A 24,539-nucleotide genomic window follows, 5' to 3' on the forward strand; every position below is an offset into this window, starting at 1 on the left:
ATATTAATCTATACTTAAAGAAGCCTTACGAATGAAATTCCTGTCAACCAAACGCCCGCGCATTGAGGGCGCGCAGCTGGCAATCGTCGCTGGCCCTGAGGGCGAAGAAATCCATCCGGATCAATATGGCCGCATCAAGAAGTGGTTCCCCTAGGATCGCACGGCAAAGAAGGATGGGACGTATACGTGGGATAATCCGGCCTGCGCAGTGCGCATGAAACATTGTGCAACGCACAAATTTCAGAGGAATAGTTATGAATTTCGGATTTTTTGATACATATCATCCGAAAAAATTCGGTTAAAACTCTCCCAACTCAAGGAGAGACACCATGACGGACACGACATCAGAATTTGATGGGTCAACGATTGGCCTGGAGGCCGCAGAGGAACCCGCATGGACCGCCGCAACCTGGTTTGCGGTTCTTTCGATGGCGGCCACCAGCTTTGCGCTGGTATCGGCCGAGTTTTTGCCCGCAGGTTTGTTGACGCCCATGGCGCGAGATCTCGGCATTACGGAGGGTACGGCGGGACAGGTTGTCACGGCGACGGCCTCCGTGGGTGCTGTGACCGCGTTGCTGAGCAATGTTCTCATCGGCAAACTGAACCGCAAGACCGTGCTTGTCGGTCTCAGTGCGCTGGCGATCGGCTCCAACATTCTCGCATCAGTTGCTGCCGATTTCTGGCTGTTGCTGGTCGGCCGGGCCGGACTTGGTATTGCGCTCAGCGGCTTCTGGGCGCTTTCGGTTGCTGTCGTGGCGCGGCTCGTTGGCGCGAATTCGACCGGGCGCGGCATGGCTATCGTCACACTCGGCGTTTCACTCGCCACCATTGCGGCCCCCTCCATGGGCGCCTTGATCAGCGACTGGGTGGGATGGCGCATTGCCATGTCGATGACGGCGGGGCTTGCGATTATTGCCATGCTGCTTCAGATATTCAGCCTACCCTCGCTGCCGGCAAGTACAAGCAACAGTCTTTCCGATGTTTTCCGCCTGACGCGGCGGCGTAGCGTTCAACTTGGGATGCTTGCCATCCTGTTGCTAATGACGGGGCATTTTGCCGGTTCGGTCTATGTGCGTCCCTTCCTCGAACAGGTGACGCTGCTTGAGACCACGCCGATTGCTCTCGCCCTGCTCGGCTTTGGCGTCGCTTCCGTGATCGGCAATGTGCTGGGAGGCCGCATGGCAGACACCAGTATCCGCCTCGCGCTCATCGTTACCGCCGCCCTGATGGCATTTGCGACAATCGCCCTCGTTATCTGGGGTGTTCATAGCGGTGCCGCATTCGCGCTCGTCGCGCTTTGGGGCCTTGCCTTCGGCATGGCGCCCGTGGTGCTGCCGACCAACCTTTCCCGCGGAGCACCCGATGCTCTGGAAGCGGCAGGCAGCCTGATGGTTGTTTCTTTCCAGGTGGCTATCAGTATCGGGGCTGTTGTCGGCGGATACATCGTGGATTCCTACGGCGCCACTGCGCCGCTGGCGCTGACCGCGATCCTGGCGGCATCCACGGTCGCACTTGCCTTGCTGCAGCGTCGCGATTGACCCTGTCCGTGACGGCAGATACCTAAAACGAAAGTCCCGCCCGGAATTTGGTCCGGGCGGGACATTTGTGAAAAGACGATTTTTCTTGCCGTCGCTCTGATTACTTGCGGTAGGAAAGACCACCCCAGATACGGCCTTCGTCTCTGTGTCGGCCACCGTGTACTGCACCGATATAAGCAGCGGCAGCAGAAACGAGAGCGGAAGCGGCCAGCAGGAACGCGGTTAGAATGCCTGCGACGCGCGCTTTTTCTGCGGCATCCGCAGCCTTGGCCTTCGCATCGTCCAACGCCTTCTGCGCCTCAGCCTTCACGGTCTCTACCTGCTTCTGCGCTTCATCGACTTTCTTCTGCGCTTCCGCCCTGACGGCCTGCACGCGTTCAACCGTCTGGTTTACGCGCGTTTGCGCATCCGTCTGGCTGATGTTTGTGCGGGCAGCGACCTGGTTGGAAAGCCATGTCTTATCGGCATCGGATATCTCACCGGTTGCAAGAAGATTGCCGAGGATGCCGCTGATCTGGCGCTGATAATCGCCGGCGCTCTGGTCACCCGTCAGAGGGGCGGCGGGCGCGTCGGTTCTCAAAAGACTATCCGTGAAATAGTCGATTGGATTGGCTTTCAGGCCCTGCGGAAGCATTTGCTCGATGCTAGGCGCTGCAGCCTGACCGGCGCCTTGCGCCAGACCACCTGCTGCGCTGCCAGCGCCGGAAATGATGCCGCCCGCAAGTTGGCCAGCACCCTGAACGGCGCCACCGACGGCGGAACCCGTTGCCTCAACCGCGGTCTGCGCCACGCTGCCGACAGCCTTGGCGCCACCGGACAGCACGCCGAGCGCAAGAAACGCCGAGACGACCGTGCCGAGACCCCATACGACCAGGCCATTCACACCATCGCGGACCGTCAGTTCGTTCCTGTCGGCAGCGCCGGCAGGCCGACGCATGCGGCCGGCAATATAGCCACCCAGCATGTAGGAGCCGACCATGGAAATGATGACGAACAGCGCCGTTATGATCAGCCAGACTGTGCTAACCTCGCCGCCATTGTCCGCCGAGATTGAACTCAGGCCCAGGCCGCCCGCAAATGCGGTGAGAATAGCCATGGCGCCCGAGGAAATGACGGCACCGGCGAAAATCGCTGGCCAATCCACATAGCTGCGGTTTGGATTCGTTTCGATACCCGTTGGATCAACCATCAGCGTAGCCCCAACAATGAGAGGATGAACAGGACAACGACGACGAGGCCGACTAGATAGATGATGGAATTCATGCGATCTCCTCCGAATGGACGATCAATCCTCCGCGTAGCGGCGATTATATGCAGTGAGACATGCGAGCTGATTGCTCCTTCACCAAACTCGCCGCGCTCCAAAAAGTTTCACGACTTCTCGTTGCTTCGGAATGATTTTGCGCAATTCCACCGGCGAGGTGATGAAAGAAATGTGCTCGTGGTCGCCAAAGAGACGTCGCCGAACGCAGGCAAGCAGCATGACCAGCCAGACACAAGCCACCCGAACCAGATTGCGACCGAAGGAGATATACCATGTCTGCAATCGATCGAATTGGCTCCACCGCCTCGCTTTACATACGCCCGCGGCCACAGGACGTTCCCCAAGCCGTGCCGAATACCACACCCGAACGGTCGGCATCGTTGATCGGAGGGGGCGCCGCGCCTTCGCTCTCCTCCAATCTTGCCAACGCACTCTGGTCGCTCCGGGAGCAAGAGGGCGGAATAGAAGAGACGCCGCTTGAGGGCGGCGGCACAGGCTCCGATGAAGAAGAGCTTAGCCGCTGGGCAAATATGAGCCTTGGCGAGAAAATCCGGGCCCAATATCTGGAGGCGCGGGGATTGTCCGAAGGCGACCTTGCCGCCATGCCGCCCGACGAAAGAAAGGCAATAGAGGACGAGATCCAGAAGGCGATAAGGGTCGCGATGGAGGCTCCAAAAGACGATGACGTGAGCGTGCTCGCCGGCCTTTAAGCGTGACATGCCTCCGGGGGCACTGCGCACTGTTACGATCTGATACATAAATGCGGGTTTCAGGAAACATGCCGGATACCTGCAGGGCAGATCATTGCCTGATCTATTTCGGATCAGGCAGGATATCCCATGAAGAGGCAGATTTTCTTCGCCGTCGCCCTATCGGGTGCGGCAGCAGGTTTTGGAACCGTTTATTCGAACTCAGCGGACACGCCGCCGGAACTTGCTTCTCCCATCTATGGTGTGACGCTTCCTGAAGGATATCGTGACTGGAAGTTCATCGCGCCCGCGCAGGAAGCGCCGCCGCTGGACGAGCTTCGCGCTGTTCTGGCAAACGATGTCGCCGTCGACGCCTACAAGAGCGGAACCCTGCCCTTTCCCGACGGCTCGATACTGGTGAAGCTCGCTTATAAGCGGCAGCAATCCACGGAGTTTCCGCCGGCCACGATTCCGGGCGCGGCGACCACAGTGCAGGTGATGGTGAAAGACTCCAGGAAATATGCCGCCAGCCACGGCTGGGGCTTCGGGCGGTTTGTCAACGGCAAGCCGGTGGATGCCGCCCAGCATGAGACGTGCCTCTCCTGCCACGAGGGCAACGTCAAGGACCATGATTTCGTCTTCACGCGATATGCACCGTAACCGATGCCGGGGCTCGGGCGATTTCGCTTTCACGACTGTTCGCCGAACGGCGGCCTCTACACTCGATTACAAATTCACCGAAGCCCGGACACATCGGGGATACGTGAGGCCGGGAAATTGGCGCCATCGCCGGGTCGCCTTCGCCGCCCGGAGCCCCGAACTCCTGCCTGAAAGGACAAGATGATGACGTTTCTGGTCATTGCCTATCTCGGAGGGGCGCTGACAATTCTCAGCCCCTGTATCCTGCCCATCCTTCCCTTCGTTTTTGCGCGGGCGGGGCAACCGTTTCTGCGCAGCACGCTGCCCCTGCTTACGGGAATGGCGGCAACCTTTTGCGCCGTCGCGACGCTGGCGGCGGTGGGCGGTAGCTGGGCAATCAGCGCCAATGAATATGGCCGGCTCGCGGCTCTTGCGCTGCTTGCGATCTTTGGTGTCGGCCTGATTTCGCCCCGCGCGGCCAGCATCATCACCCGCCCGGTCGTCGAACTCGGTAACCGGCTCGCCAATGCCGCCGGCAAGCCCGGGTCAGTACCGACGATTGCGGGCTCCCTGATACTCGGCATCGCGACCGGCCTTTTATGGGCACCCTGCGCGGGACCAATCCTCGGGCTTGTTCTGACGGGGGCGGCCCTGAAGGGGGCCAATCTGGAAACGAGCCTGCTGCTTGCCGCCTACGCCGCCGGGGCAGCGACATCCCTTGCCGTCGCCATTCTCGTCGGCGGCAGGGTATTTGCGGGTATGAAGCGGTCTCTGGGTTTCAGCGAGCGGATCCGCCAAGTGCTTGGCGCGGCGGTGCTTGCCGGCGTCACGGTCATCGCGCTGGGTCTGGATACGGGTTTCCTGTCGCAGATTTCCTATGCGAGCACGGCATCCTTCGAACAGCAGGTGCTCGATCGGCTCCACACCGCCAAAGCGCCTGAAGCGGCGACCGCGGCAGGCGCCAGCGCTGCCGCGGCCCGGTCGGAGCTGCCGGTTGAGGGCAAGGCTCCATCCCTCGACGGCGCCGTCGAGTGGCTCAATTCCCCACCGCTCACACGTGAGCAATTGCGTGGCAAGGTCGTACTCGTCGACTTCTGGACTTATTCCTGCATCAACTGCATCCGCACCATTCCCTATGTGCGGGCCTGGGCAGACAAATACCGGGATCAGGGCCTCGTCGTCATCGGTGTCCACGCCCCCGAATTCGCCTTTGAAAAGAAGATCGACAATGTCAGGCAGGCCGTCGCCGGCTTCAAGATCGATTACCCGGTGGCAATCGACAATGACTACAGGATCTGGCGCGCCTTCGATAACAGCTACTGGCCGGCGCATTACCTGATCGATGCCAAGGGCCAGATTCGCTACCACCATTTCGGCGAAGGCGATTATCGGCAAACAGAAGAGGCGATCCAGGACCTGTTGCGTGAAGCCGGCAGTAGCGCTTCCTCCAGTGCACCGGTGAGCCCGGAGGCGACAGGGGCTGAAGCCGGTGCGGATATCGGGCACATGCGCTCCGGCGAAACCTATATCGGCTACCGACAGGCTGAGAATTTCGCATCTAACGAGGCGGTGCGCGCGGACACGCCGCGCGACTACTCCGTCACGACGCCTTCTCTCAACGAATGGGGACTTTCCGGTACCTGGACGATTGGCGCGGAGGCGGCCACACTTGATGCGGCTGATGGCGGCATAACCTACCGCTTCAGCGCCCGTGACCTGCATCTGGTCCTTGGACCGGCAAGCGCCGGAAAACCGGTTCGTTTCCAGGTCACCGTCGACGGGCATCCGCCGGGCGCAGATCACGGCGCCGACACGGACGCCGAAGGCAACGGTGTTGTTACCTCAACCCGTCTTTACCAGCTCGTCCGCCAGACCGGCGCCGTCGAAGCGAGAACCTTTGCCATCCGCTTCCTCGACCCCGGCGCGCAGGCCTATGCCTTCACGTTCGGCTGACCCGGATTTTCCTCCCGTTCCCATCAAAACCAAAGGAGAAATATGATGCACCATCGTCTCATGCCAAAATTCGCGCTTGCCGTCGCAACCGCGCTGATCGCCTTTGCCGCACAGGCGGCAGAGGTGAAGAATATCGTCATCGTCCATGGCGCGCTGGCCGATGGTTCGGCCTGGCGCAGGGCGACAGACATCCTTGAGAGCCGTGGTTTCAACGTCACGATCGTGCAGGAGCCCATCACCTCTCTTGCCGATGACGTGGCGGCCACCAACCGTGTTCTCGATCTCCAGCAGGGGCCGAGCCTGCTTGTCGGGCACAGCTACAGCGGGATGGTGATCTCGGAAGCGGGTAACCGGCCGGATGTGGCCGGGCTGGTCTATGTCGCCGCTTTCCAGCCGGAGAAGGGAGAGAGCCTTCTCGACCTCGCCGGCTCCAAACCGCCGGCCGGCAACGGCATCAAGCCGACGAAGGATGGCGCGTTCCTTTACCTCGATCCAGCCGTCTTTGGACAAGATTTCGCCGGCGATCTGCCGCATGAGGATGCAACCTTCATGGCAAGAAGTCAGGTCTTCGCCGCCAAGGCCGCCTTTGCCGCCAAAGCCGGCGAACCCGCCTGGAAAACCAAAAAAAGCTGGTTGATCGTCGCAACGCAGGACCGGTCGATCAACCCCGATCTCGAGCGTGACATGGCCAAGCGCGCTGGCAGCACGGTGACCGAGATTGCGGCAAGCCATGCGGTCTTCGCCTCCCAGCCCGATAAGGTTGCAGACGTCATCGAACAGGCCGCCCGGCAATCCTCAAAGTAAGCGCACCTTCGTAAGATCAAATGCAGCCGCCCCGGATGTCGGGGCGGCTGATTGCGTTGGAAGGGCGAGCCAAATGTATCAGTCTGTATCCGGAATGCGCCCTGCTACAAAACCATTCACATTCGCCTCCCTTGGGACACATCGAGGATACACGCACCCCGTTACCTGTCCGGCATCCAACACGGACAGGAGAGACAGCAAATGACTTCCGAGATCAATTTCCAACGCCGCCGCTTCTTCGGCATTGCTGCAATGACGGTTGCCGCCGTCGAATTCGGGGCCGCAGGCCTTGCTCATGCCAAGGGCGAAGCGCCTGCGCCTCAGCCGTCAACCGGACGCGACGGAGCTATCTCCTTTAGCGCCCTGAAGCAGGTTGAAGCAGGTGTACTCAGCGTCGGTTACGCAGAAGCTGGCCCCGCAGACGGCCCGGTCGTGCTGCTGCTGCACGGATGGCCCTATGACATCTACAGCTATGTCGATGTCGCGCCCATCCTTGCATCGGCTGGATATCGGGTGCTCATCCCCTATCTGCGCGGATATGGCACGACCCGTTTTCTCTCGGACGACACGGCACGCAACGGACAGCAGGCGGCGCTTGCGGTCGACATGATTGCCTTTCTCGACGCACTCGGCGTCAAACGGGCCGTCGTGGCCGGTTATGACTGGGGCGCTCGCACCGCCGACATCATGGCCGCACTCTGGCCCGAGCGTTGCACCGGGCTCGTGTCGGTCAGCGGCTATCTTATCGGGAGCCAGGAAATCAATAGAAAGCCACTTCCTCCCAAGGCGGAACTTTCGTGGTGGTATCAGCTCTATTTCGCGACTGAACGCGGCCGTGCGGGTTACGCAGCCAACAGCCGCGACTTCGTGCGCCTGATCTGGCAGACGGCATCTCCGACCTGGAAATTCAGTAACGAGACCTTCAATCGTTCGGCCACCGCATTCGACAATCCCGACCATGTGGCCATCACCATCCATAACTACCGCTGGCGGCTTGCACTGGCAGACGGGGAAGCCAAGTACGATAAATACGAGCGCCAGCTTGCGAAACTTCCCGTCATCACCGTGCCGACGATAACATTGGAAGGCGACGCCAACGGTGCTCCGCATCCAGACCCTTCCGCCTATGCATCGAAGTTTTCCGGCAAATACCAGCACCGCAACATCAGCGGCGGCATCGGCCATAACCTGCCTCAGGAAGCGCCAGAGGCTTTTGCCAGGGCTGTTCTGGACGTCGCAAAGCTTTAAACTTGCCGAAGCCCGCGAACCGTTGTCTTACTGCATGTGACAGCGGGGCGCGCGGTAGCGGTCCACTTGAACCGTCCGGACGACGAAGGCATCCAATGGACCATATCGACCATATTCTCGTCGTGGACGACGACAGGGAAATCCGGGAGCTGGTCTCCAGCTACCTGAAGAAGAACGGCCTGCGTACGAGCGTGGCGGCCGATGGACGGCAGATGAGAAGTTTTCTCGACGGCAATACCGTCGATCTCATCGTGCTCGACGTGATGATGCCTGGCGATGACGGGCTAGTTCTATGCCGCGAGTTGCGGGCGGGGAAACACAAAGCCACGCCGGTGCTGATGCTGACCGCCCGCGATGACGAGATGGATCGCATTATCGGGCTCGAAATGGGCGCCGACGACTATCTGTCGAAGCCCTTCGCTGCCCGCGAACTTCTTGCGCGTATCAAAGCCATACTGCGCCGCACGCGGATGCTGCCTCCCAATCTGCAGATCAGCGAGGCCGGGCAGCTCCTGACCTTTGGTGAGTGGCGCCTCGACACGGTGGGCCGTCACCTGCTCGACAGGGAGGGCACGACCGTGGCCTTGAGCGGCGCTGAATACCGGCTCCTTAGGGTCTTCATCGATCATCCCCAGCGCGTCCTCAACCGGGACCAGCTGTTAAATCTCACTCAGGGCCGTGATGCCGAACTTTTCGACCGATCGATCGATCTTCTCGTGAGCCGCGTGCGCCAAAGGCTAGGGGATGACGCGCGCGAACCCGTCTACATCAAGACGGTGCGGGCGGAAGGCTATGTCTTTGCGGTGCCCGTGGAGATTTCGGAGCCGAGGATATGAACGGCCCACGCCTGCTCGCCGGCTGGTGGCCGCGCTCGTTGCGGTCCAGACTTTTCATCATCCTGTTTGCGGGCCTCGCCATTGCCTACGGTCTGTCGTTCAGCATCCTCTTTGCCGAACGATATATGTCGGCAAAGGCGGTCATGCTCGGCACTCTTGAGCAGGATCTGGCTGTATCGATCGCCATAATCGACCGCCTGCCTGCGGAAGAGCGGGCGCAATGGGTCCATCGCCTGAGCCGCAGCAATTATCAGCTCGTCCTCGGCCCGGGTGTTCCAGGTGTTTCCGACATGTCTGGCCGCGGCGCTGAAATTGCGCAGAGGATCGAGGAGGCCGCAGGACACCGTTTCCCCGTCAAGGTCGAGTCCATTCCCGGCGACGGCAAGCGGCTTCAGGCGCATCTGACGCTATCGGACGGCTCGCCCCTCACAATTGACGTGACACCGCGCGGCGTGATGCCGCTGGCGGAGTGGCTGCCTTATGTCTTCGCCGCGCAGATGGCGCTTCTACTTCTGTGCACCTGGTTTGCAGTGCGACAGACGACCAGACCGCTCAGCGCGCTGGCTGCGGCAGCCGAAGCGTTGGATCCGGGGGAAAAGGGGTTGCCGATGAGTGAGAGCGGCCCAAGCGAAGTTGTCCACGCCGCCCGCGCCTTCAACGCAATGCGCGATCGCGTCGCCCAATATCTCGAGGAGCGGGTCCAGATTCTTGCGGCGATTTCGCACGACCTGCAGACGCCCATCACCCGGATGCGGTTGCGGGCCGACATGGCAGACGATACGCCGGAAAAGGAAAAGCTGGTCAGTGACCTGCGTGAAATCGAACGTCTAGTACAGGATGGTATCGCTTATGCACGCAGCGCTCATGGCAATGGCGAGAAATCCTCACGTATCGATCTGGCCTCTTTCATCGACAGCATAGCCTACGACTATCAGGATACCGGAAAAGCAGTCACGGTTGACGGTATGGTGCGCGGCACAGTATCGACAAAGCCACATGCCCTGCGAAGAATCCTGACGAACTTGATAGATAACGCGCTCAAATTCGGAGGCAGTGCGGAAATCAACGTCGACCGGCGCACTGAAGGCACCGTGGTCATCACGGTGCTCGATCGTGGGCCGGGCATCCCCGACGAGATGCTGCAAAATGCCATGCAGCCCTTTTTCCGGATTGAAACATCGAGAAACCGCGACACCGGCGGAACAGGACTCGGACTTGCGATCGCGCAGCAGCTCGCCGGAACAATCGGCGGCTCGGTGCGCCTCTATAACAGGCAAGGCGGCGGGCTTGCAGCCGAGGTGGCTTTTGCCTGACAGGGACGCAGATTAACGATAAGTATCCCTTATCATTTGATCACCACGGACTCCGGAATAACGACAGCTTGGGCCCTAGCTGAAGTAAGCACTTCGCCAGATGGTGTGTGCGCCTGACCGAGGCTGCCAACCGCGGAATTCCCCTGCCAGAAGCCATGGAGCAATCACGCCACCGATCCGTCCAGCAAGCATCCAGCTATTATAACAGTGCTACACGGAGAAGCAGGCGAGCGGCCCGATTTTTGTAGATCGGGTCTCACTGTTAGAATTGCCAGGGCGAGATCAATTCGAGCCCTGTCGTCTCGAAATCTTTGAGGTTTCGGGTCGCCAACCGGCCACCATTGATCCGCGCTATCGCCGCGATCATGCCGTCCGGAGCCGACATCCCCCTCCCCTGCCGCGCAGCCTCTCCCATGATATCGCCATAGGCCAATGCTGCTTCTTCCGTGAAGGCAAACATCTTGTCGGAGAACCGGCGACGCCAGCTCACAAGTCCCTCTTCCAGGCGATCGGCGCGCTGATCCGGCCTGATCTTTTGAATACCAAAAGCGATCTCGGCAACTGCAACCGTCGACAATGCCAATTCGGCGTCGTGACGAACCAGCCATGCTATGACTGCAGAATCGGGAGCTTTCTTCAAAGTCTCCGACATCACATTCGTGTCGAGAAAAATCAAAGCTCGACGCCTTTGTGAGCGCGTCTGTTTTCATCGATGATACTGTCGAAATCGATATCCGTGCCCGACTGCGATGAAAGACGACTATAGAATTTCGCAGCGGGTTCACGTCCTGCCTCACGAGCCTCATATGTTTCGAGCGCGCGCTCAACGATATCGGCAATCGTGCGATTTTCTCGGCGGGCGAGCTTGTGTGCAAGGTCGCGCGCTTTGGAACTGCGGACAGATAGTTGCGGGGTTACCATCGAGTGCTCCTTCGTCTGGATCGAATATAGCTTAAATGAAGGTAGCCATCAAGATGGCATCTGCCATCTTGATGGCTAACTGTTGTTTTTTCGCACCCTTTGTTTCGGCCATCATGCATGTTCATTCCGCGTGGAGACAACACACCTCCCCCCTGAACGCCGTGCTTTAAGCAACTTCTGCTGTAGACGGCCGCCAACGTGCATTTGATGCAGGTTATGTCATAGCTCCACCGAACGCCGCATTTCGAGCCTGATGACGTTGTACTTAGCTCATACACGCTTACAACCGGTCATTTTTTCGCGCATTTCTTATCTGTACAAAGCACCTGAAAAATGCGCGAAAATAACATGACAAAACGGCAAGCCGCCAATCCATCGCAGGTCCCCAAACGGGCCGCCGACCTGCCCACCGCAGAACTCCCACCAAAATATCGAAAAGGTGGCGTCTGAAGACCAGTAACAACGATACTTTTCGATACAGTTTTGCAGTTTCCGGAAACATGCCGGATACGCCGATCCGTCACAAAGCTCCTATCACGAAACGCCGCAACAGCGGCAAAATGAAAGGAACCTCCCGTGACCAAGATCGAGACTGTTGTTTATACTGGCAAGACCCACACGACCGGTGGGCGCGACGGATCGGCGCAAAGCGATGATGGCGCGCTTGGCATCAAGCTTTCCCCTCCGGGCAGCGGAAAGCCGGGCACGAATCCCGAGCAGCTCTTTGCGGCAGGCTGGTCGGCGTGTTTCATCGGCGCCATGACAAAAGCGGCGGCAAAACACCAGCTCCGGCTTCCAGCCGACACCACTGTCGATGCGGAGGTTGACCTCGGCACGACGGGCGGCGAATTCTTTCTGCAGGCTCGCCTGACTGTCAGCCTGCCTGGTATCGATCGTCCCATCGCGCAGACGATAATAGAGGATGCCCACCAGATCTGCCCCTATTCGAAGGCAACCAGGGGGAACATCGATGTTACGCTCATTCTCGCTTAAGCCGATGGTTCCCGCCCGCGCGCTTGTCATCGCCATCGTGTTTGCGGCGATATTTGCGGTACCATGCGTATATGACGCAAAATCCGACGAGCCGTCGCCGCTTGCGGGACTTCTGGGCGCGGTTTCATCGATCTGACCTCAAGGAAACGGCTCGGCGCCCCGCCGCGGCCGTTTTCGCATTCACTTCTTCCTTCCATCGCTTTTGACAACACCATGGCGTTGCGCAACGCCCTGTGGCAAGCGGACAATCTGTCCACCACCCTTTCACGATATTGGAGACCGGCCTGCCGGTGGGCAAGCGGGTACTGCCTATGGACGCCGGGCTGCCGAAACCGCCATCTGAACACGGGTCAAAAATCAGGGAAGGTCATGTCTTGCTTCACTCCATCGTTGCGCTACGGTTGCGATCAGGGATTTTCACTGGAGGGACTAAGGTATGTGCAACCATTGCGTGATCGAGAACGTGAAAAAGAACATGCTGTCGCGACGCTTGCTGTTCAAGGGCGCCGTGGCCGGTGTAACGGCGATGACGGCTGGCAGCCTCGCGGCCCCGGTACTTGCGCAAACACCCAGACAGGTCATCGATCTCACACATACATATGATTCCACATTCCCTACATTCGATGGCAAGCCGGGCATAGAATACGAGTGGGCAGCTGAGATCGCCAAGGACGGTTATCAGCTCCATAAACTCACGATCTACGAACATACAGGAACGCATATTGACGCACCTTTCCACTTCAGCGCCGACGGAGCGAGTGTCGATCAGTTGGAAGCGCAGAAACTTGTCGCGCCGCTGGTCATCATAGACATCACAGACCGCGCAAAAGAGGATGCCAATTCCACGATCGAGGCCGAAGACATCGAGCGCTGGATATCCGCAAATGGCGACATCCCGGCAGGTTCGATCGTCGCTCTGCGCTCCGGCTGGGCAACCAGAGTAAAGAGCCCCTCCTTCCGCAATGACGACGCCGGAAAATTTGCCTTCCCCGGTTTCGGCAAGTCGGCAACCGACCTTCTGCTCAAGCACGATACGGTCGCAATCGGTGTCGACACGCTCTCGCTTGATCCTGGCAACTCCGCCGATTTCGCAGTTCACAATTCCTGGCTCCCGGCGGGGCGCTACGGCATCGAAGGCCTCAACAACCTTGAGGCTTTGCCGGTAAAGGGCGCGACAATCGTCGTAGGCGCGCCTGCACATCGCGGCGGAACGGGTGGTCCGGCCCGGATTCTGGCTCTGGTCTGAACGTAGTACGCCGGGCCGCCCCCGCATGCAGCAACCGCTTACCTGCCGCATCAGATCAGTCCGCTCAGCATCCGCCGCGGTCGAAAGGAAAGGCTAGGCAACGCGTCGCCCCGCGCTTGACAGGAAGAATTCCAAGCGGTGACGTCGCGAAGAACATATTTTCTTGCCGCATAACGTTAGGTCAAGAAACCACCGCAAGGGAAGGTTTCGATAGATAATCGACGCCTGTATTGCCGTTTAGGGAGGGCTCAGGCGGACCACCGTCATTTTTCCTTTTGCGCCCAGCGGTCGTCACTTCGCAGCTTTTCCAACCCCCGCCAGTTTACGGACAGGCAGACATGTTTTCCGGCTCTCTGTAACGCGACGCAGGCGTCGCGGATGTCCGGCGACCTGCTCCAATCGGTAGGCACGATTTGCATTGACTGGCCTTTGAACGAGGTGCCGCGCTGCAAGGCAATCATGAGGAATGAGGGCTACCACCAAGTATGATCCACTATGTGGACCTTATAGATGGACAAATTAACTGCATAAATCCGTCTATTTACTGTTGATTTCATGAATTTTCCTGTGTATCCCGAATACATGATTTTGTAACGGTCCATATTGTGGAGGCAATATCCCGATACATTCAGACCTTTGGAGGGGTCTGGCCTGTCTGGCAACAACAGCTATCCTGATGTCGCGGTCGTGGCACGGACATCCTGTTTTGCAGACATGTTCATTGCGAAGGTTGTTCTGTGGGAGAGGAGGCCCCGATGACCATGACCGCAAACGCGAATGACGACGTATTTGTACTCGATGGCGAACTGTTGCACACCGGACAGGTAACAGGCTCCTGGTTCATGCGCCCCATCGAGGCCGTGGCGGCGGTGCTGCTGGCGGTGATGATCGGCCTGCTTCTGCTGGGCGTGACGTCACGTTATGCCCTGCATCTACCGATTGTCTGGATCGATGAAACGGCGTCCTTGTGCTTTCTGTGGTTTGCCATGCTGGGCGCGGCAATCGCCATCGATCGCAGTGAACACCTGCGCCTCACGCTGTTTCTTAACATGTTCCCGCAACGTGTTCTGGGCTATATCAATTCCCTGGCACTGGTGCTGGTGGCGACATTTCTTGCGGCAATCATCAAGCCCGCCATGGAATACGCCATCGAGGAATGGGTGGTCACGTCAGCGGCGCTGAATATTCCGATGTCGTTTCGCGCTGCGGCGCTGCCGGTCGGCGCCTGTCTTATGCTGCTTTTGGTGCTCAACAATCTCTTCCGACGAGAAAATCTGCGCGATATCATTGCGGCCCTTGTAACGGTCGCGGTTGCCTCCGGCCTGCTCTATCTGGCATCGCCGATGCTGGAATCCCTCGGCAATTTTAATCTGGCGATCTTCCTCGGCCTGTTCGTTGCGGTATTTCTGGTACTGGGCGTTCCTATTGCCTTCTGCTTCGGCCTTGGAACCCTCGCCTATCTGACCTTCACCACCTGGGTTCCGACCATTGTGATGATCGGGCGCATGGATGAGGGCATGTCCGGCATCATTCTGCTGTCAGTGCCAGTCTTCGTGCTGCTCGGCTGCGTGCTCGATGCAACCGGCATGGGTAAGGCGATTGTCGAGCTTCTGTCCTCGATGTTTGGCCACATTCGCGCGGGCATGTCCTATGTTCTGCTCGGTTCTCTGTTTCTTGTCTCCGGCATTTCCGGCTCCAAGGTTTCTGATATGGCAACCGTCGCACCGGCGCTGTTTCCGGAAATGAAGCGCCGTGGCCATAAACCCAAGGAAATGATCGCGCTTCTGGCCACCGGCGCCGCCATGGCCGATACCGTTCCGCCCTCAATCGTGCTGATCGTTCTGGGTTCGGCGGCAGGTGTGTCTATTGCCGGCCTCTTCACCTCCGGTTTCATGATCGCAATGGTACTGCTTCTGGTGCTGGCCGTTCTGGCCCGCTGGAAGGCGCGGGATGAAAACATGGAAGGCGCAAAGCGCACGCCATGGCCGCAGGTCGGCAAGGCAGCCCTGATTGCCGCACCGGCGCTCGTTCTGCCCTTCCTCATCCGCAGCCTGGTGGGCGGCGGTGTCGCCACGGCAACCGAAGTATCCACTATTGCCGTGCTCTACGCCATGATCGTCGGCGCAGTGCTTTATGGCGGCATCAGCCTCAGGAAGCTTTATTCGATGCTGGTTGAGACGGCAGCCCTTTCAGGGGCGATCCTGCTGATCCTCGGCTGTGCATCGGCCATGGCCTGGGGGCTGACGCAGAGCGGCTTTGCTTTCCAGCTGACCGCGATGATTACCGATCTTCCGGGCGGCTGGATGACCTACATGGTCGTGTCGATCCTGATTTTCATGATCCTGGGCTGCGTCCTGGAAGGACTGCCAGCAATCGTTCTGCTCGCGCCGATCATGTTCCCGATCGCCCGCACGCTTGGCATCAATGACATTCATTATTCGATGGTCGTGGTGGTCGCCATGAATATCGGCCTGATGGCGCCGCCCATCGGTATCGGCTTTTACATCGCCTGCAAGATCGGCAACGTGTCGCCGGACGAAGCCATGGGTGCCATCTGGCCCTATCTCGCAGCCATGATCATCGGTCTGCTGCTGATTGCAGCAATCCCCGGATTTTCGACCATTCTGCTCTGAGACCGTGGCGGGTCCGCCCGCCACGCCGATGAATGATACCTGCTTTATTTTGGGAGGAGAAAGCAATGAATATCAACAGACGTACCATACTCGCCGGCGCCGGTTCCGCCGTACTGGCCACCGCCTTCGTGTCGCGCGCCCGCGCTGCCCAATACAATTATAAATATGCCAACAACTTGCCTGCAGCGCACCCGATGAACATTCGCGCCAAGGAGGCCGCTGAGCGCATCGCCAAAGAGACCGATGGGCAGGTCAATATCAGCATCTTCCCCAGCAGCCAGCTGGGTGCCGACACAGACGTTTTGAGCCAGGTGCGCTCCGGAGGCGTTGAATTCTTCACGCTTTCGCCGCTGATCCTGTCGACGCTGGTACCGAACGCCTCCATCAGTGGCATCGGTTTCGCCTTCCCGAACTACGAGTCCGTATGGGCGGCCATGGATGGCGATCTCGGTAAATATGTCCGTGGCGAAATTGCCAAGCAGAATCTCGTTGCCATGGACACCATCTGGGATAACGGCTTCCGCCAGATCACCAGCGCTTCCAAGCCCATCGCCACGCCGGCCGATCTCGAAAGCTTCAAGATCCGCGTGCCAGTGAGCCCGCTCTGGACCTCTATGTTCAAGGCGTTCAAGGCTGCCCCTGCCTCGATCAATTTCGCCGAGGTCTATACTGCACTGCAGACCGGTGTGGTCGATGGCCAGGAAAATCCGCTGGCGATCATTTCCACCGCGAAGCTGTTCGAGGTGCAGAAATTCTGCTCGGTCACCAATCATATGTGGGACGGGTTCTGGTTCCTGGCCAACAAGCGCGCCTGGGAGCGTTTGCCGGATGACCTGCGCGCCATCGTCGCCAAAAACCTCAACCAGTCGGGCAAGGATGAACGCGCCGATGTGGCGAAGCTCAATGCCTCGGTCAAGGAAGATCTGATTTCCAAGGGCATGACCTTCAACGACACGGATGCGACACTCTTCCGCGCCGCGCTGAAAGAGGCAGGCTTCTATTCCGAGTGGAAGGGCAAATACGGCGATGAAGCCTGGGCCATTCTTGAAAAGGCCGTTGGTGCAAGCCTGACCTGACCGGCCTGTTGAATAACTGGCCCCGCCCGTAGCGGGGCCAACCCGACTATGTCTGACGATTGGAATGGAGACTGCTTTGACAGGTCGCCTGACGGGAAAACGCGCGCTTGTGTTTGGCGCAGGATCATCGGGGCCGGGTTTTGGCAACGGCAAGGCTGCGGCCGTGCAATTTGCCCGGGAAGGCGCGCGCGTAGCCTGTGTCGACCTCTCCGCTGACGCAGCCGAAGAGACGGCTGAGATCATTCGCGGAGAAGGCTTAGAGGCGATTGCGGTTGCCGCCGATGTCACTGAACTACAGTCCGTATCGGCCACCGTTGCCCGCACCTGCGAGGCCTTTGGTGGCATCGATATTCTGCACAATAATGTCGGCGTGACCCATATGGGCGGGCCGATTGAGCTGGATGAGGAAAGCTTTCGCGCCTCGGTCGATCTCAATATCGGCTCCGTTTATCGCACCTCCAAGGCTGTGTTGCCGGTGATGTTGGCGCAGGGCGGCGGGGCCATTATCAATATCTCGTCGCTCGCCTCCATTCGCTGGACCGGCTATCCCTATTTTGCCTATTACGCCATGAAGGCAGCTGTAAATCAGGCGACTGTGGCGCTGGCCATGCAATATGCCCGGCAGGGCATTCGCGCCAATTGCATTCTTCCGGGAATGATCGACACCCCACTGATCTACAAGCAGATCAGCAATCAATATGCGTCTGTCGAGGAGATGGTGGCGGCGCGCAACGCGGCTGTCCCGGTGGGTCGCATGGGCGATGCCTTCGATATTGCCCGCGCCGCCGTTTTTCTCGCATCTGATGAGGCTAAGTTCATCACTGGCGTCTGTTTGCCGGTCGATGGCGGGCAAAGCTGTGCGGTGGGGGCGTTTTCCTGAGATGGCAACAACAACAACGATCCCGGTTGAAAAAGATCTGACGGGCGCGCGCGCGGTGGACCGGGCTCTGGCGCTGCTCTCCATGGTCGGGAGGCACGCGGAACGCGGCGTGGCGCTTTCGGTCATCGTGACAGAAAGCGGACTGAACAAGCCCACGGCCCGCCGCCTGCTGCTGGCTCTGATCCGTGCCGGCCTTGTGGAGCAGGATGAGGAAACGCGGCGTTATTACCTCGGCGAAGAAACCTATGTGCTGGGCAGCCTGTCATCGCGCCGGTTTGGCCTTCTTCAAATGGCGCAGGACGGCCTGACGCGCATTTCCCGCCGCTCGGAGGATTCGAGCTTCCTTTCCGTGCGCCGTGATACATTTTCCCTGTGCCTTTACCGCGAAGAAGGCACCTGGCCGGTGCGCACCCATGCGCTTCAGGCCGGTTTCGAACACCCCTTGGGTATTGGCGCGGGTTCGCTCGCCATGCTGGCGGCGCTGCCGGACGCCGAGGTGGAAAGTATCATTGCGGCCAATAGCGGGCTGATTGCCGCTAATTATCCCGGCATAACGCTTGAGGGCCTGCGCCGTGATGTCGAGTTGACGAGAGCCAATGGCTATTCGCTCAACCCCGGCCTGATCCTTTCTAATTCCTGGGGTATTGGCGTTGCCATCCGCGCGCCTGATGGCGCTGTGGCGGGAGCACTGAGCATTGCCGCTGTGGACAGCCGCATGCGGCCGGAGCGCCAGCCGGAACTGGCAGCGCTGTTGCGCGAGGAAGTAACCCGCATCGAGACACGCATCGCAGAAATGATGGCCAGCCGCGCCCGCACGCGCGGTGAAGGCGACACGAAACGGCAAACGAGGAGAACGAGCAAATGAGCAAAGCGCAGATCGTCGGCTGGGCGCATTCGCCTTTCGGCAAGTCGGCCCTTGAAAATACCGAGCAACTGATGGCTTCGGTCGTGGCGCCGGCCATAGACCATGCGGGCGTCGATGTCAGCGATATCGACGGCATTTTCGTCGGCGTGATGAACAATGGCTTCTCGAAACAGGATTTTCAGGGCGCCCTGGTAGCGATGGGCGATGAGCGCCTCGCCTATACGCCGGCGGTGCGGTTCGAAAATGCCTGCTCAACAGGATCGGCCGCCCTCTATAGCGCCATGGATTTCATCGAAGCCGGGCGCGGCCGTATCGCACTCGTTGTCGGCGCCGAAAAAATGACGGCGCTGCCGACCGCAGAGGTAGGCGAAATCCTGCTCTCCGCCTGTTACCGTGCAGAGGAGGCCAATATTCCCGGCGGGTTTGCTGGTCAGTTCGGCCGCATCGCACAGGCATATTTTCAACGTTATGGCGACCGCTCCGAAGAGCTGGCGATGATTGCCGCAAAGAACCACGCCAATGGCGCGGTCAATCCCTATGCCCATATGCGCAAGGATTTCGGCTTCGATTTCTGCAATACGGTTTCGGACAAGAACCCCTACGTCGCAGGCCCGCTGCGCCGCACCGACTGCTCGCTGATTTCTGATGGCGCTGCCGCGATCATTTTGGCCGACGAGGAAACGGCAGCCACACTCAACCGCGCCATCGGTTTCCGGGGCCGCAAGCATGTCAATGACATCATGGCATTGAGCCGTCGCGATCCGTTGGCCTTCGAAGGCGCGCGCCGCGCCTGGGCCGGCTCGCTGGAACTTGCCGGCGCAACGCTCGACGACCTCTCTTTCGTTGAAACGCACGACTGCTTCACCATTGCCGAACTTATCGAATATGAGGCCATGGGGCTTGCGAAGCCCGGTGAAGGATATCGCGTTGTCCAGGATGGAACGGCGCTGAAGACCGGACGCCTGCCAATCAACCCATCGGGTGGATTGAAGTCGAAAGGTCATCCCGTCGGGGCGACCGGCGTTTCCATGCATGTCATGGCGGCGATGCAATTGATGGGCGAGGCAGGCGACATGCAAATTCCCAATGCCTCGCTGGCTGGCGTGTTCAACATGGGTGGCACGGCGGTTGCCAATTACGTCTCGATCATGGAGCGTGTGAAATGACGACGCAAAGTGCCGTGCAGCATCCCGCGGGCGGGGTTGCGCCCTCCACCACGCGGGTGATGAACCTCTCGCATTTCCTGACGCAGGCGGCACGCCGCAACCCGGACCATATCGGTTTCGTCTGGGGTGAAAAGACTTGGAGCTGGGCTCAAATGGAAGCCCGCGTCGACGCCATGGCCCATGCGCTGGAGACTGAATTCGGCGTCAGAAAGGGGGACCGCATTCTGGTGCAGTCCTCCAACAACAACCAGATGTTCGAATCCATGTTCGCATGCTTCCGCGTGGGTGCGGTGTGGGTGCCGACCAATTACCGTCAATCGCCCGATGAAGTTGCCTATCTGGCGAAGGCCAGCGGCGCACGCGGCATGATTTGCGCCAGTGCTTTTCCCGATCATGCAAAAGCCAGCCATGAGGCAAGCACTATCGATTTCAGCATCGCCATCGGTACGGCTGAGTTCGGTGAGGATTACGATGCCATCGTGGCCCGTCATATGGGGCACAAAGTCAAAAGTCAGGCAGTGGATCGGGATGACCCGTGTTGGTTCTTCTTCACCTCAGGCACCACCGGCCGGCCCAAGGCTGCAGTGCTTACCCATGGCCAGATGGCGTTCGTCATCACCAACCATCTCTGCGATCTGATGCCCGGCACCGGACCGGACGACGCCTCCATCGTCGTTGCCCCGCTTTCACACGGTGCGGGCATTCACCAGCTGGTGCAGGTGGCGCATGGCGCGAAAACCGTGCTTCCGGCGGCGGAAAAGCTCGATGTGCCCGCCGTCTGGGCGCTGATCGAAAAATGGCATATCACCAACGCCTTCACTGTACCGACCATCCTTAAAATGCTCGTCGAAGACCCCTCTGTGGATCGTTTCGACCACTCCTCGCTGCGCTATGTCATCTATGCCGGCGCGCCGATGTATCGCGCGGACCAGAAACGGGCGCTTGCAAAGCTTGGCCCGGTGCTGGTGCAATATTTCGGCCTGGGTGAAGTCACCGGGAATATCACCGTGCTGCCGCCTTCTTTTCATAACGCCGAGGACGGTCCGGAAACGCGGATCGGCACCTGCGGCTTCGACCGCACCGCCATGGAAGTGCAGATCCAGAACGATGCTGGCGAGGAGGTTGGCGCAGGCGAAACCGGCGAAATTTGTGTAATCGGTCCCGCCGTTTTCGCCGGCTACTACGATAATCCCGAGGCCAATGCCAAAGCCTTCCGCAATGGCTGGTTCCGCACGGGCGACCTTGGTCATCGCGATGAGAACGGCTTCGTCTACATCACCGGGCGCGCCTCCGACATGTATATTTCCGGCGGCTCGAACATCTATCCGCGTGAAATCGAGGAAAAAATCCTCATGCATCCTGACATCAGCGAGACTGCGGTTCTGGGTGTGCCGGACGCGGTGTGGGGCGAGGTCGGTGTGGCCGTGTGCGTGGCCCGCGAGGGCGCGGATATCGCCGCCATCGATCTGAAGGCATATCTGGAAGGCAAGATGGCCCGCTACAAGCTGCCGAAATCAGTGGTGTTCTGGGATGCCATGCCGAAATCCGCCTACGGCAAGATCACCAAGAAAATGATCCGCGAGGAACTGGAGAAACGCGGTCAGATGCCGGCTTTCGAAGAAAAGCGGACAGGCTGACAGGCGTGACATTCAATCGGGAGGAGACGGCATGACACAAGAGAAGACAGGGACAAAAGGGGCCGTCGCAATCACCGGCGGTGCATCCGGCATCGGTTTCTCCACTGCGCAGCTCCTGATGGCGCGCGGCTGGCAGCCATGGTTGCTGGATCTCAAGCGCGAGGCGCTGGATATAGCCTGCGAAAAGCTCGGTATCGATCTCTCGCGCGGCATCGTCTGCAATGTTGCGGACGAGGCATCGATAGAGAGGGCATTCGCCGCCCTGACGGCTAACGGTGCCGATCATGCGGTTGATCTGGTCGCCGTCGTCAACAGCGCCGGCATCGGTATCGACAAACTGTCCGTCGACACAAGCGTCGAAGAATTTCGCCGCATCGTTGATGTCAATCTCGTCGGCAGCTTCGCGGTAGCGCGCACTGCCGCACGTTACTGGCTGGAGCGCGATCTTGCCGGCTCGATCGTGAATATCAGTTCTGTTTCCGGCATGTGTGGAAATCGTGGCCGCAGTGCCTATGGCGCTTCGAAGGGCGGCGTCAATCTTCTTACGATGGTAATGGCAAACGAGCTGGGGCAATCAGGCATTCGTGTCAACGCAATTGCTCCCGGTCCGGTCGATACTCCCCTCACCCAGGCGGTTCATACGGAAAATGTTCGCGACCAATGGCATAGCCGCGTTCCGATGCATCGCTATGGCAGGACGGACGAGATCGCCTCTGCCGTGGCTTTCCTCGTGTCGGATGACGCAAGCTACATAAACGGACAGGTACTCGCCGTGGATGGGGGCTTCATTACCGCGGGGCTTGCGGTATGACGGAGACATGCACGCAAGAGCTTCCCCGCCACATCGTCCATCCCGGACCGATAACGCCTGAACGCTTTCGCGCCGTCGGCTGCCATGCCTATCCTGTTACTCTGACGATCCGGCCCGGCGTAAGCGCCAATGAAGCGATTGCCGATGCCTTTGCGGAGTTGGGGTTCGCAGGCGGTTACGTCAGACTGAAGAACGTACCGATGAAACGGCTGCATTATGTCATGCCGGCAGCCGCACCGGATGACGCCCATGCCGCATGGTATAGCGAAACCTTTTCCATGCCGGGTGGCACTATCATCGATGCCGGCCTGCATATGGGCCGGCGAGATAGCGCGCCGTTTCTGCATTGCCATGGTTCATGGAAGAGTGCCGACGGCGTTGTCTCCATGGGGCATCTGCTGCCTTTCGAGACCGAATTTGCTGTAGAAACAACGCTTGAAGCTCTGGCGCTAGATGGAGCGATCCTCGATGTGCAAAAGGATGAGGAAACCAACTTCCCCCTTTTTACACCCATCGCGCAGCAGCGCCGCCAGAAGGGTTCGGGTCTTCGGGCACTTTTATGCACAGTGCGCCCCAATACCGATATATGCACGGCACTCGAAGAGGTCTCTACCCAGTTTGGCCTGCGAGAAGTCGAAGTAAATGGAATTGGCAGCCTGGTCGGTGCGGATTATGAAGACGGAACAAGCCTCACTGCCTACGCGAGCGAAATCCTCATAAGAAACGGCCGTATCGCCACGGCCGCGTCGGGAGACCGACAAGCAATGCTGGATATTGCGATGGTGGACCTCACCACACATATCAGCGGCGGGCGGCTGGTGCGCGGCAAGAACCCGGTCTGCGTTACTTTCGAGCTACTTCTGACCGAAAGACAGGGGCGCGCCGCATGAGTTGCGCTGAGCAACTCACCGGCCCGCCTGACGACAACTCACGCCGCCTGCGGCTTTTCCGCAGGCAACCACTCTTCCAGCGTCACTTCAAAAGTCATGCAAACCGGGTTAGCTCCGGCGATAAAGGGACCGCCATAAACCGAACCTTCGGTATCGGCGACGACACCGGTCAGCGAGGCGCGCAGCGAGCCGTCCGGCTGGGCACGCACTTCGCCGGCGATGGAGACGATTTCCACGGCGGGACCGCGTATTTGCAAGAACGCGCCGTTGCGGGTGCCGAGACAGGCATCAACGAGACTACCAAGTGCACCGCGCACAAAGGCATTTCTGAAACCTTCGGCAAGGCACAGTTTTTCGACACCGAGAACAAGGTCTTCATTGGGTGCGATGCGGGCATAGGCCACACGCCCCATGGATCCGATTTCGACAGTGTTATGCGTGTTCATCAGCGCGCTCCGTACGGTTCCTGGGTTGAAGAAGGGGAATGTTGGTTTCGGGGTCGAAGGACTGCTGCAGCACGAAACTGTCGAGTGACGTCACCAGGGCGGAAACGCCGCTCTCGCCAACAATACAGGATTCAGTCAGCAGATGGCCGCCCTTGACCACACCCGCCGCGGTGCGCATGGCGGCATGGCAATGAACAATCGGCTCGCCCTTCATGCTGCGCCCGAGCGTAGCATTGCCGAAGACAAGCCAGGCCGCACCGGCGTCGATGGGTTTCGTATAGGCAATGACCGCCTTGCCGGAAGGGTCGGGCGGAGCGACGCAATAGGACAATATGTCGAAATAGCCGCCGAGAATGGTGAGCGAGGCATTCTCAATGCCGTTTTCGAAAAGCGGCTGCACGATTCCATCGTAAAGACTGCGGCCCGCCGCAATGAACAGCCGCACGTGGCGCGCGGATGGCGAGTGCAGGCTGTTGATGCGCACCGGCGAGGAAATGCCGGGATGGATCAACGTTCTCGGCCTTGGAAAATGATGCTGTTCTACGGGTGCCACGCCTGCTCCTCCCTGCTGCCTGTACCTTGCAGTACGGTACTTAAAAACCAGCGGAAGGTGCTTTCGAATGCCAGCGCCAAACCGCCTGTCGGAAAACATTTCTTTCTCAGTCTGCCGCAGTGACGGCAGATTTTTGCA

General features: G+C 59.3%; 25 protein-coding genes and 1 pseudogene. 21 read left to right on the forward strand and 5 right to left on the reverse strand.

Annotated elements, in window-relative coordinates; all coding sequences use genetic code 11:
• The first annotated feature begins 31 nt into the window (after positions 1-31).
• A complete protein-coding gene (locus GH784_RS27600; protein WP_269084496.1) occupies positions 32-154 on the forward strand; it encodes a hypothetical protein in 123 nt (40 codons plus the stop codon).
• Positions 155-329: 175 nt separating this feature from the next.
• Positions 330-1,538 carry an MFS transporter gene (locus GH784_RS05320; protein WP_076844908.1) on the forward strand — a complete coding sequence of 403 codons (1,209 nt, stop codon included), beginning with the start codon at positions 330-332 and terminating at the stop codon, positions 1,536-1,538.
• A gap of 100 nt (positions 1,539-1,638) precedes the next feature.
• Here GH784_RS05320 and GH784_RS05325 read toward each other — a convergent pair whose 3' ends face one another.
• Complete coding sequence (locus tag GH784_RS05325) at positions 1,639-2,727, reverse strand: hypothetical protein (RefSeq protein WP_076844906.1); 1,089 nt, start codon at positions 2,725-2,727, stop codon at positions 1,639-1,641.
• Between the two features lie 347 nt (positions 2,728-3,074).
• Between GH784_RS05325 and GH784_RS05330 the strand changes: the two genes are divergently transcribed.
• From GH784_RS05330 to GH784_RS27360, 8 genes and pseudogenes are all read left to right on the forward strand, one after another.
• Complete coding sequence (locus tag GH784_RS05330; RefSeq protein WP_111828417.1) at positions 3,075-3,512, forward strand: hypothetical protein; 438 nt, start codon at positions 3,075-3,077, stop codon at positions 3,510-3,512.
• 129 nt (positions 3,513-3,641) lie between these two features.
• Positions 3,642-4,151 carry a cytochrome P460 family protein gene (locus GH784_RS05335; protein ID WP_060726455.1) on the forward strand — a complete coding sequence of 170 codons (510 nt, stop codon included), beginning with the start codon at positions 3,642-3,644 and terminating at the stop codon, positions 4,149-4,151.
• Between the two features lie 180 nt (positions 4,152-4,331).
• On the forward strand, positions 4,332-6,083 hold the full coding sequence (locus tag GH784_RS05340) for a cytochrome c biogenesis protein DipZ (protein ID WP_111828418.1): 1,752 nt from the start codon (positions 4,332-4,334) through the stop codon (positions 6,081-6,083).
• Between the two features lie 45 nt (positions 6,084-6,128).
• Complete coding sequence (locus GH784_RS05345; RefSeq protein ID WP_065705493.1) at positions 6,129-6,887, forward strand: alpha/beta fold hydrolase; 759 nt, start codon at positions 6,129-6,131, stop codon at positions 6,885-6,887.
• Positions 6,888-7,088: 201 nt separating this feature from the next.
• Positions 7,089-8,135, forward strand: a complete 1,047-nt coding sequence (locus GH784_RS05350) for an alpha/beta fold hydrolase (RefSeq protein WP_153793243.1) — start codon at positions 7,089-7,091, stop codon at positions 8,133-8,135.
• A gap of 95 nt (positions 8,136-8,230) precedes the next feature.
• On the forward strand, positions 8,231-8,971 hold the full coding sequence (locus tag GH784_RS05355) for a response regulator (RefSeq protein ID WP_003508322.1): 741 nt from the start codon (positions 8,231-8,233) through the stop codon (positions 8,969-8,971).
• The gene (locus tag GH784_RS05360; protein ID WP_019566317.1) at positions 8,968-10,284 is read left to right on the forward strand and encodes an ATP-binding protein; all 1,317 of its coding nucleotides are present in this window, start codon (positions 8,968-8,970) and stop codon (positions 10,282-10,284) included. The genes GH784_RS05355 and GH784_RS05360 overlap by 4 nt, the downstream gene beginning before the upstream one ends.
• A 113-nt stretch (positions 10,285-10,397) precedes the next feature.
• Positions 10,398-10,532: pseudogene (locus tag GH784_RS27360) on the forward strand (integrase); the annotation flags it as partial.
• A gap of 14 nt (positions 10,533-10,546) precedes the next feature.
• On the opposite strand, the gene GH784_RS05370 reads toward GH784_RS27360, so the two are convergent.
• Complete coding sequence (locus GH784_RS05370) at positions 10,547-10,960, reverse strand: type II toxin-antitoxin system VapC family toxin (RefSeq protein WP_019566318.1); 414 nt, start codon at positions 10,958-10,960, stop codon at positions 10,547-10,549.
• Entirely contained in the window at positions 10,957-11,205 is a 249-nt protein-coding gene (locus tag GH784_RS05375) for a type II toxin-antitoxin system VapB family antitoxin (RefSeq protein ID WP_006313527.1), read from the reverse strand. Before GH784_RS05375 ends, GH784_RS05370 begins: the two co-directional genes overlap by 4 nt.
• Positions 11,206-11,781: 576 nt before the next feature.
• On the opposite strand from GH784_RS05375, the gene GH784_RS05380 reads away from it, so the two are divergent.
• From GH784_RS05380 to GH784_RS05430, 11 genes are all read left to right on the forward strand, one after another.
• Positions 11,782-12,198: an organic hydroperoxide resistance protein gene (locus tag GH784_RS05380; RefSeq protein ID WP_323131463.1), complete on the forward strand. Its 417-nt coding sequence runs from the start codon at positions 11,782-11,784 to the stop codon at positions 12,196-12,198.
• Positions 12,176-12,334: a hypothetical protein gene (locus GH784_RS05385; RefSeq protein WP_153793244.1), complete on the forward strand. Its 159-nt coding sequence runs from the start codon at positions 12,176-12,178 to the stop codon at positions 12,332-12,334. The genes GH784_RS05380 and GH784_RS05385 overlap by 23 nt, the downstream gene beginning before the upstream one ends.
• Before the next feature lie 300 nt (positions 12,335-12,634).
• Positions 12,635-13,444: a cyclase family protein gene (locus GH784_RS05390; RefSeq protein WP_065705487.1), complete on the forward strand. Its 810-nt coding sequence runs from the start codon at positions 12,635-12,637 to the stop codon at positions 13,442-13,444.
• Between the two features lie 755 nt (positions 13,445-14,199).
• Positions 14,200-16,077, forward strand: a complete 1,878-nt coding sequence (locus GH784_RS05395; RefSeq protein ID WP_013761236.1) for a TRAP transporter large permease — start codon at positions 14,200-14,202, stop codon at positions 16,075-16,077.
• 65 nt (positions 16,078-16,142) lie between these two features.
• Positions 16,143-17,153 carry a TRAP transporter substrate-binding protein gene (locus GH784_RS05400; RefSeq protein ID WP_153793245.1) on the forward strand — a complete coding sequence of 337 codons (1,011 nt, stop codon included), beginning with the start codon at positions 16,143-16,145 and terminating at the stop codon, positions 17,151-17,153.
• Between the two features lie 76 nt (positions 17,154-17,229).
• Positions 17,230-18,033, forward strand: a complete 804-nt coding sequence (locus GH784_RS05405; protein WP_035199177.1) for an SDR family NAD(P)-dependent oxidoreductase — start codon at positions 17,230-17,232, stop codon at positions 18,031-18,033.
• A gap of 1 nt (position 18,034) precedes the next feature.
• A complete protein-coding gene (locus GH784_RS05410; RefSeq protein ID WP_065705480.1) occupies positions 18,035-18,898 on the forward strand; it encodes an IclR family transcriptional regulator in 864 nt (287 codons plus the stop codon).
• Entirely contained in the window at positions 18,895-20,064 is a 1,170-nt protein-coding gene (locus tag GH784_RS05415; protein WP_003517520.1) for an acetyl-CoA acetyltransferase, read from the forward strand. Before GH784_RS05410 ends, GH784_RS05415 begins: the two co-directional genes overlap by 4 nt.
• Entirely contained in the window at positions 20,061-21,701 is a 1,641-nt protein-coding gene (locus tag GH784_RS05420; RefSeq protein ID WP_065705478.1) for an acyl-CoA synthetase, read from the forward strand. Before GH784_RS05415 ends, GH784_RS05420 begins: the two co-directional genes overlap by 4 nt.
• A 31-nt stretch (positions 21,702-21,732) precedes the next feature.
• Positions 21,733-22,512, forward strand: a complete 780-nt coding sequence (locus GH784_RS05425; protein WP_065705476.1) for an SDR family NAD(P)-dependent oxidoreductase — start codon at positions 21,733-21,735, stop codon at positions 22,510-22,512.
• Positions 22,509-23,402 (forward strand): PCC domain-containing protein, encoded by an 894-nt coding sequence (locus GH784_RS05430; protein ID WP_153793246.1) that lies wholly within the window; start codon positions 22,509-22,511, stop codon positions 23,400-23,402. Before GH784_RS05425 ends, GH784_RS05430 begins: the two co-directional genes overlap by 4 nt.
• Positions 23,403-23,440: 38 nt before the next feature.
• On the opposite strand, the gene GH784_RS05435 is transcribed toward GH784_RS05430, so the two are convergent.
• Positions 23,441-23,848 (reverse strand): PPC domain-containing DNA-binding protein, encoded by a 408-nt coding sequence (locus tag GH784_RS05435; RefSeq protein ID WP_035199191.1) that lies wholly within the window; start codon positions 23,846-23,848, stop codon positions 23,441-23,443.
• Positions 23,835-24,401 carry a PPC domain-containing DNA-binding protein gene (locus GH784_RS05440; RefSeq protein ID WP_025596087.1) on the reverse strand — a complete coding sequence of 189 codons (567 nt, stop codon included), beginning with the start codon at positions 24,399-24,401 and terminating at the stop codon, positions 23,835-23,837. Before GH784_RS05440 ends, GH784_RS05435 begins: the two co-directional genes overlap by 14 nt.
• Positions 24,402-24,539: the final 138 nt, after the last annotated feature.

The sequence above is a fragment of the Agrobacterium tumefaciens genome, from assembly GCF_009649785.1.
GTDB classification, from domain to species: domain Bacteria; phylum Pseudomonadota; class Alphaproteobacteria; order Rhizobiales; family Rhizobiaceae; genus Agrobacterium; species Agrobacterium tumefaciens.

What these genes read in the sequence shown, in the direction of transcription:
- GH784_RS27600 (WP_269084496.1), top strand. Translation starts at nt 32, where the DNA reads ATGAAATTCCTGTCAACCAAACGCCCGCGCATTGAGGGCGCGCAGCTG.
- GH784_RS05320 (WP_076844908.1), top strand. Translation starts at nt 330, where the DNA reads ATGACGGACACGACATCAGAATTTGATGGGTCAACGATTGGCCTGGAG.
- GH784_RS05325 (WP_076844906.1), bottom strand. Translation starts at nt 2,727, where the DNA reads ATGGTTGATCCAACGGGTATCGAAACGAATCCAAACCGCAGCTATGTG.
- GH784_RS05330 (WP_111828417.1), top strand. Translation starts at nt 3,075, where the DNA reads ATGTCTGCAATCGATCGAATTGGCTCCACCGCCTCGCTTTACATACGC.
- GH784_RS05335 (WP_060726455.1), top strand. Translation starts at nt 3,642, where the DNA reads ATGAAGAGGCAGATTTTCTTCGCCGTCGCCCTATCGGGTGCGGCAGCA.
- GH784_RS05340 (WP_111828418.1), top strand. Translation starts at nt 4,332, where the DNA reads ATGATGACGTTTCTGGTCATTGCCTATCTCGGAGGGGCGCTGACAATT.
- GH784_RS05345 (WP_065705493.1), top strand. Translation starts at nt 6,129, where the DNA reads ATGCACCATCGTCTCATGCCAAAATTCGCGCTTGCCGTCGCAACCGCG.
- GH784_RS05350 (WP_153793243.1), top strand. Translation starts at nt 7,089, where the DNA reads ATGACTTCCGAGATCAATTTCCAACGCCGCCGCTTCTTCGGCATTGCT.
- GH784_RS05355 (WP_003508322.1), top strand. Translation starts at nt 8,231, where the DNA reads ATGGACCATATCGACCATATTCTCGTCGTGGACGACGACAGGGAAATC.
- GH784_RS05360 (WP_019566317.1), top strand. Translation starts at nt 8,968, where the DNA reads ATGAACGGCCCACGCCTGCTCGCCGGCTGGTGGCCGCGCTCGTTGCGG.
- GH784_RS05375 (WP_006313527.1), bottom strand. Translation starts at nt 11,205, where the DNA reads ATGGTAACCCCGCAACTATCTGTCCGCAGTTCCAAAGCGCGCGACCTT.
- GH784_RS05385 (WP_153793244.1), top strand. Translation starts at nt 12,176, where the DNA reads ATGTTACGCTCATTCTCGCTTAAGCCGATGGTTCCCGCCCGCGCGCTT.
- GH784_RS05390 (WP_065705487.1), top strand. Translation starts at nt 12,635, where the DNA reads ATGTGCAACCATTGCGTGATCGAGAACGTGAAAAAGAACATGCTGTCG.
- GH784_RS05395 (WP_013761236.1), top strand. Translation starts at nt 14,200, where the DNA reads ATGACCATGACCGCAAACGCGAATGACGACGTATTTGTACTCGATGGC.
- GH784_RS05400 (WP_153793245.1), top strand. Translation starts at nt 16,143, where the DNA reads ATGAATATCAACAGACGTACCATACTCGCCGGCGCCGGTTCCGCCGTA.
- GH784_RS05410 (WP_065705480.1), top strand. Translation starts at nt 18,035, where the DNA reads ATGGCAACAACAACAACGATCCCGGTTGAAAAAGATCTGACGGGCGCG.
- GH784_RS05415 (WP_003517520.1), top strand. Translation starts at nt 18,895, where the DNA reads ATGAGCAAAGCGCAGATCGTCGGCTGGGCGCATTCGCCTTTCGGCAAG.
- GH784_RS05420 (WP_065705478.1), top strand. Translation starts at nt 20,061, where the DNA reads ATGACGACGCAAAGTGCCGTGCAGCATCCCGCGGGCGGGGTTGCGCCC.
- GH784_RS05425 (WP_065705476.1), top strand. Translation starts at nt 21,733, where the DNA reads ATGACACAAGAGAAGACAGGGACAAAAGGGGCCGTCGCAATCACCGGC.
- GH784_RS05430 (WP_153793246.1), top strand. Translation starts at nt 22,509, where the DNA reads ATGACGGAGACATGCACGCAAGAGCTTCCCCGCCACATCGTCCATCCC.
- GH784_RS05435 (WP_035199191.1), bottom strand. Translation starts at nt 23,848, where the DNA reads ATGAACACGCATAACACTGTCGAAATCGGATCCATGGGGCGTGTGGCC.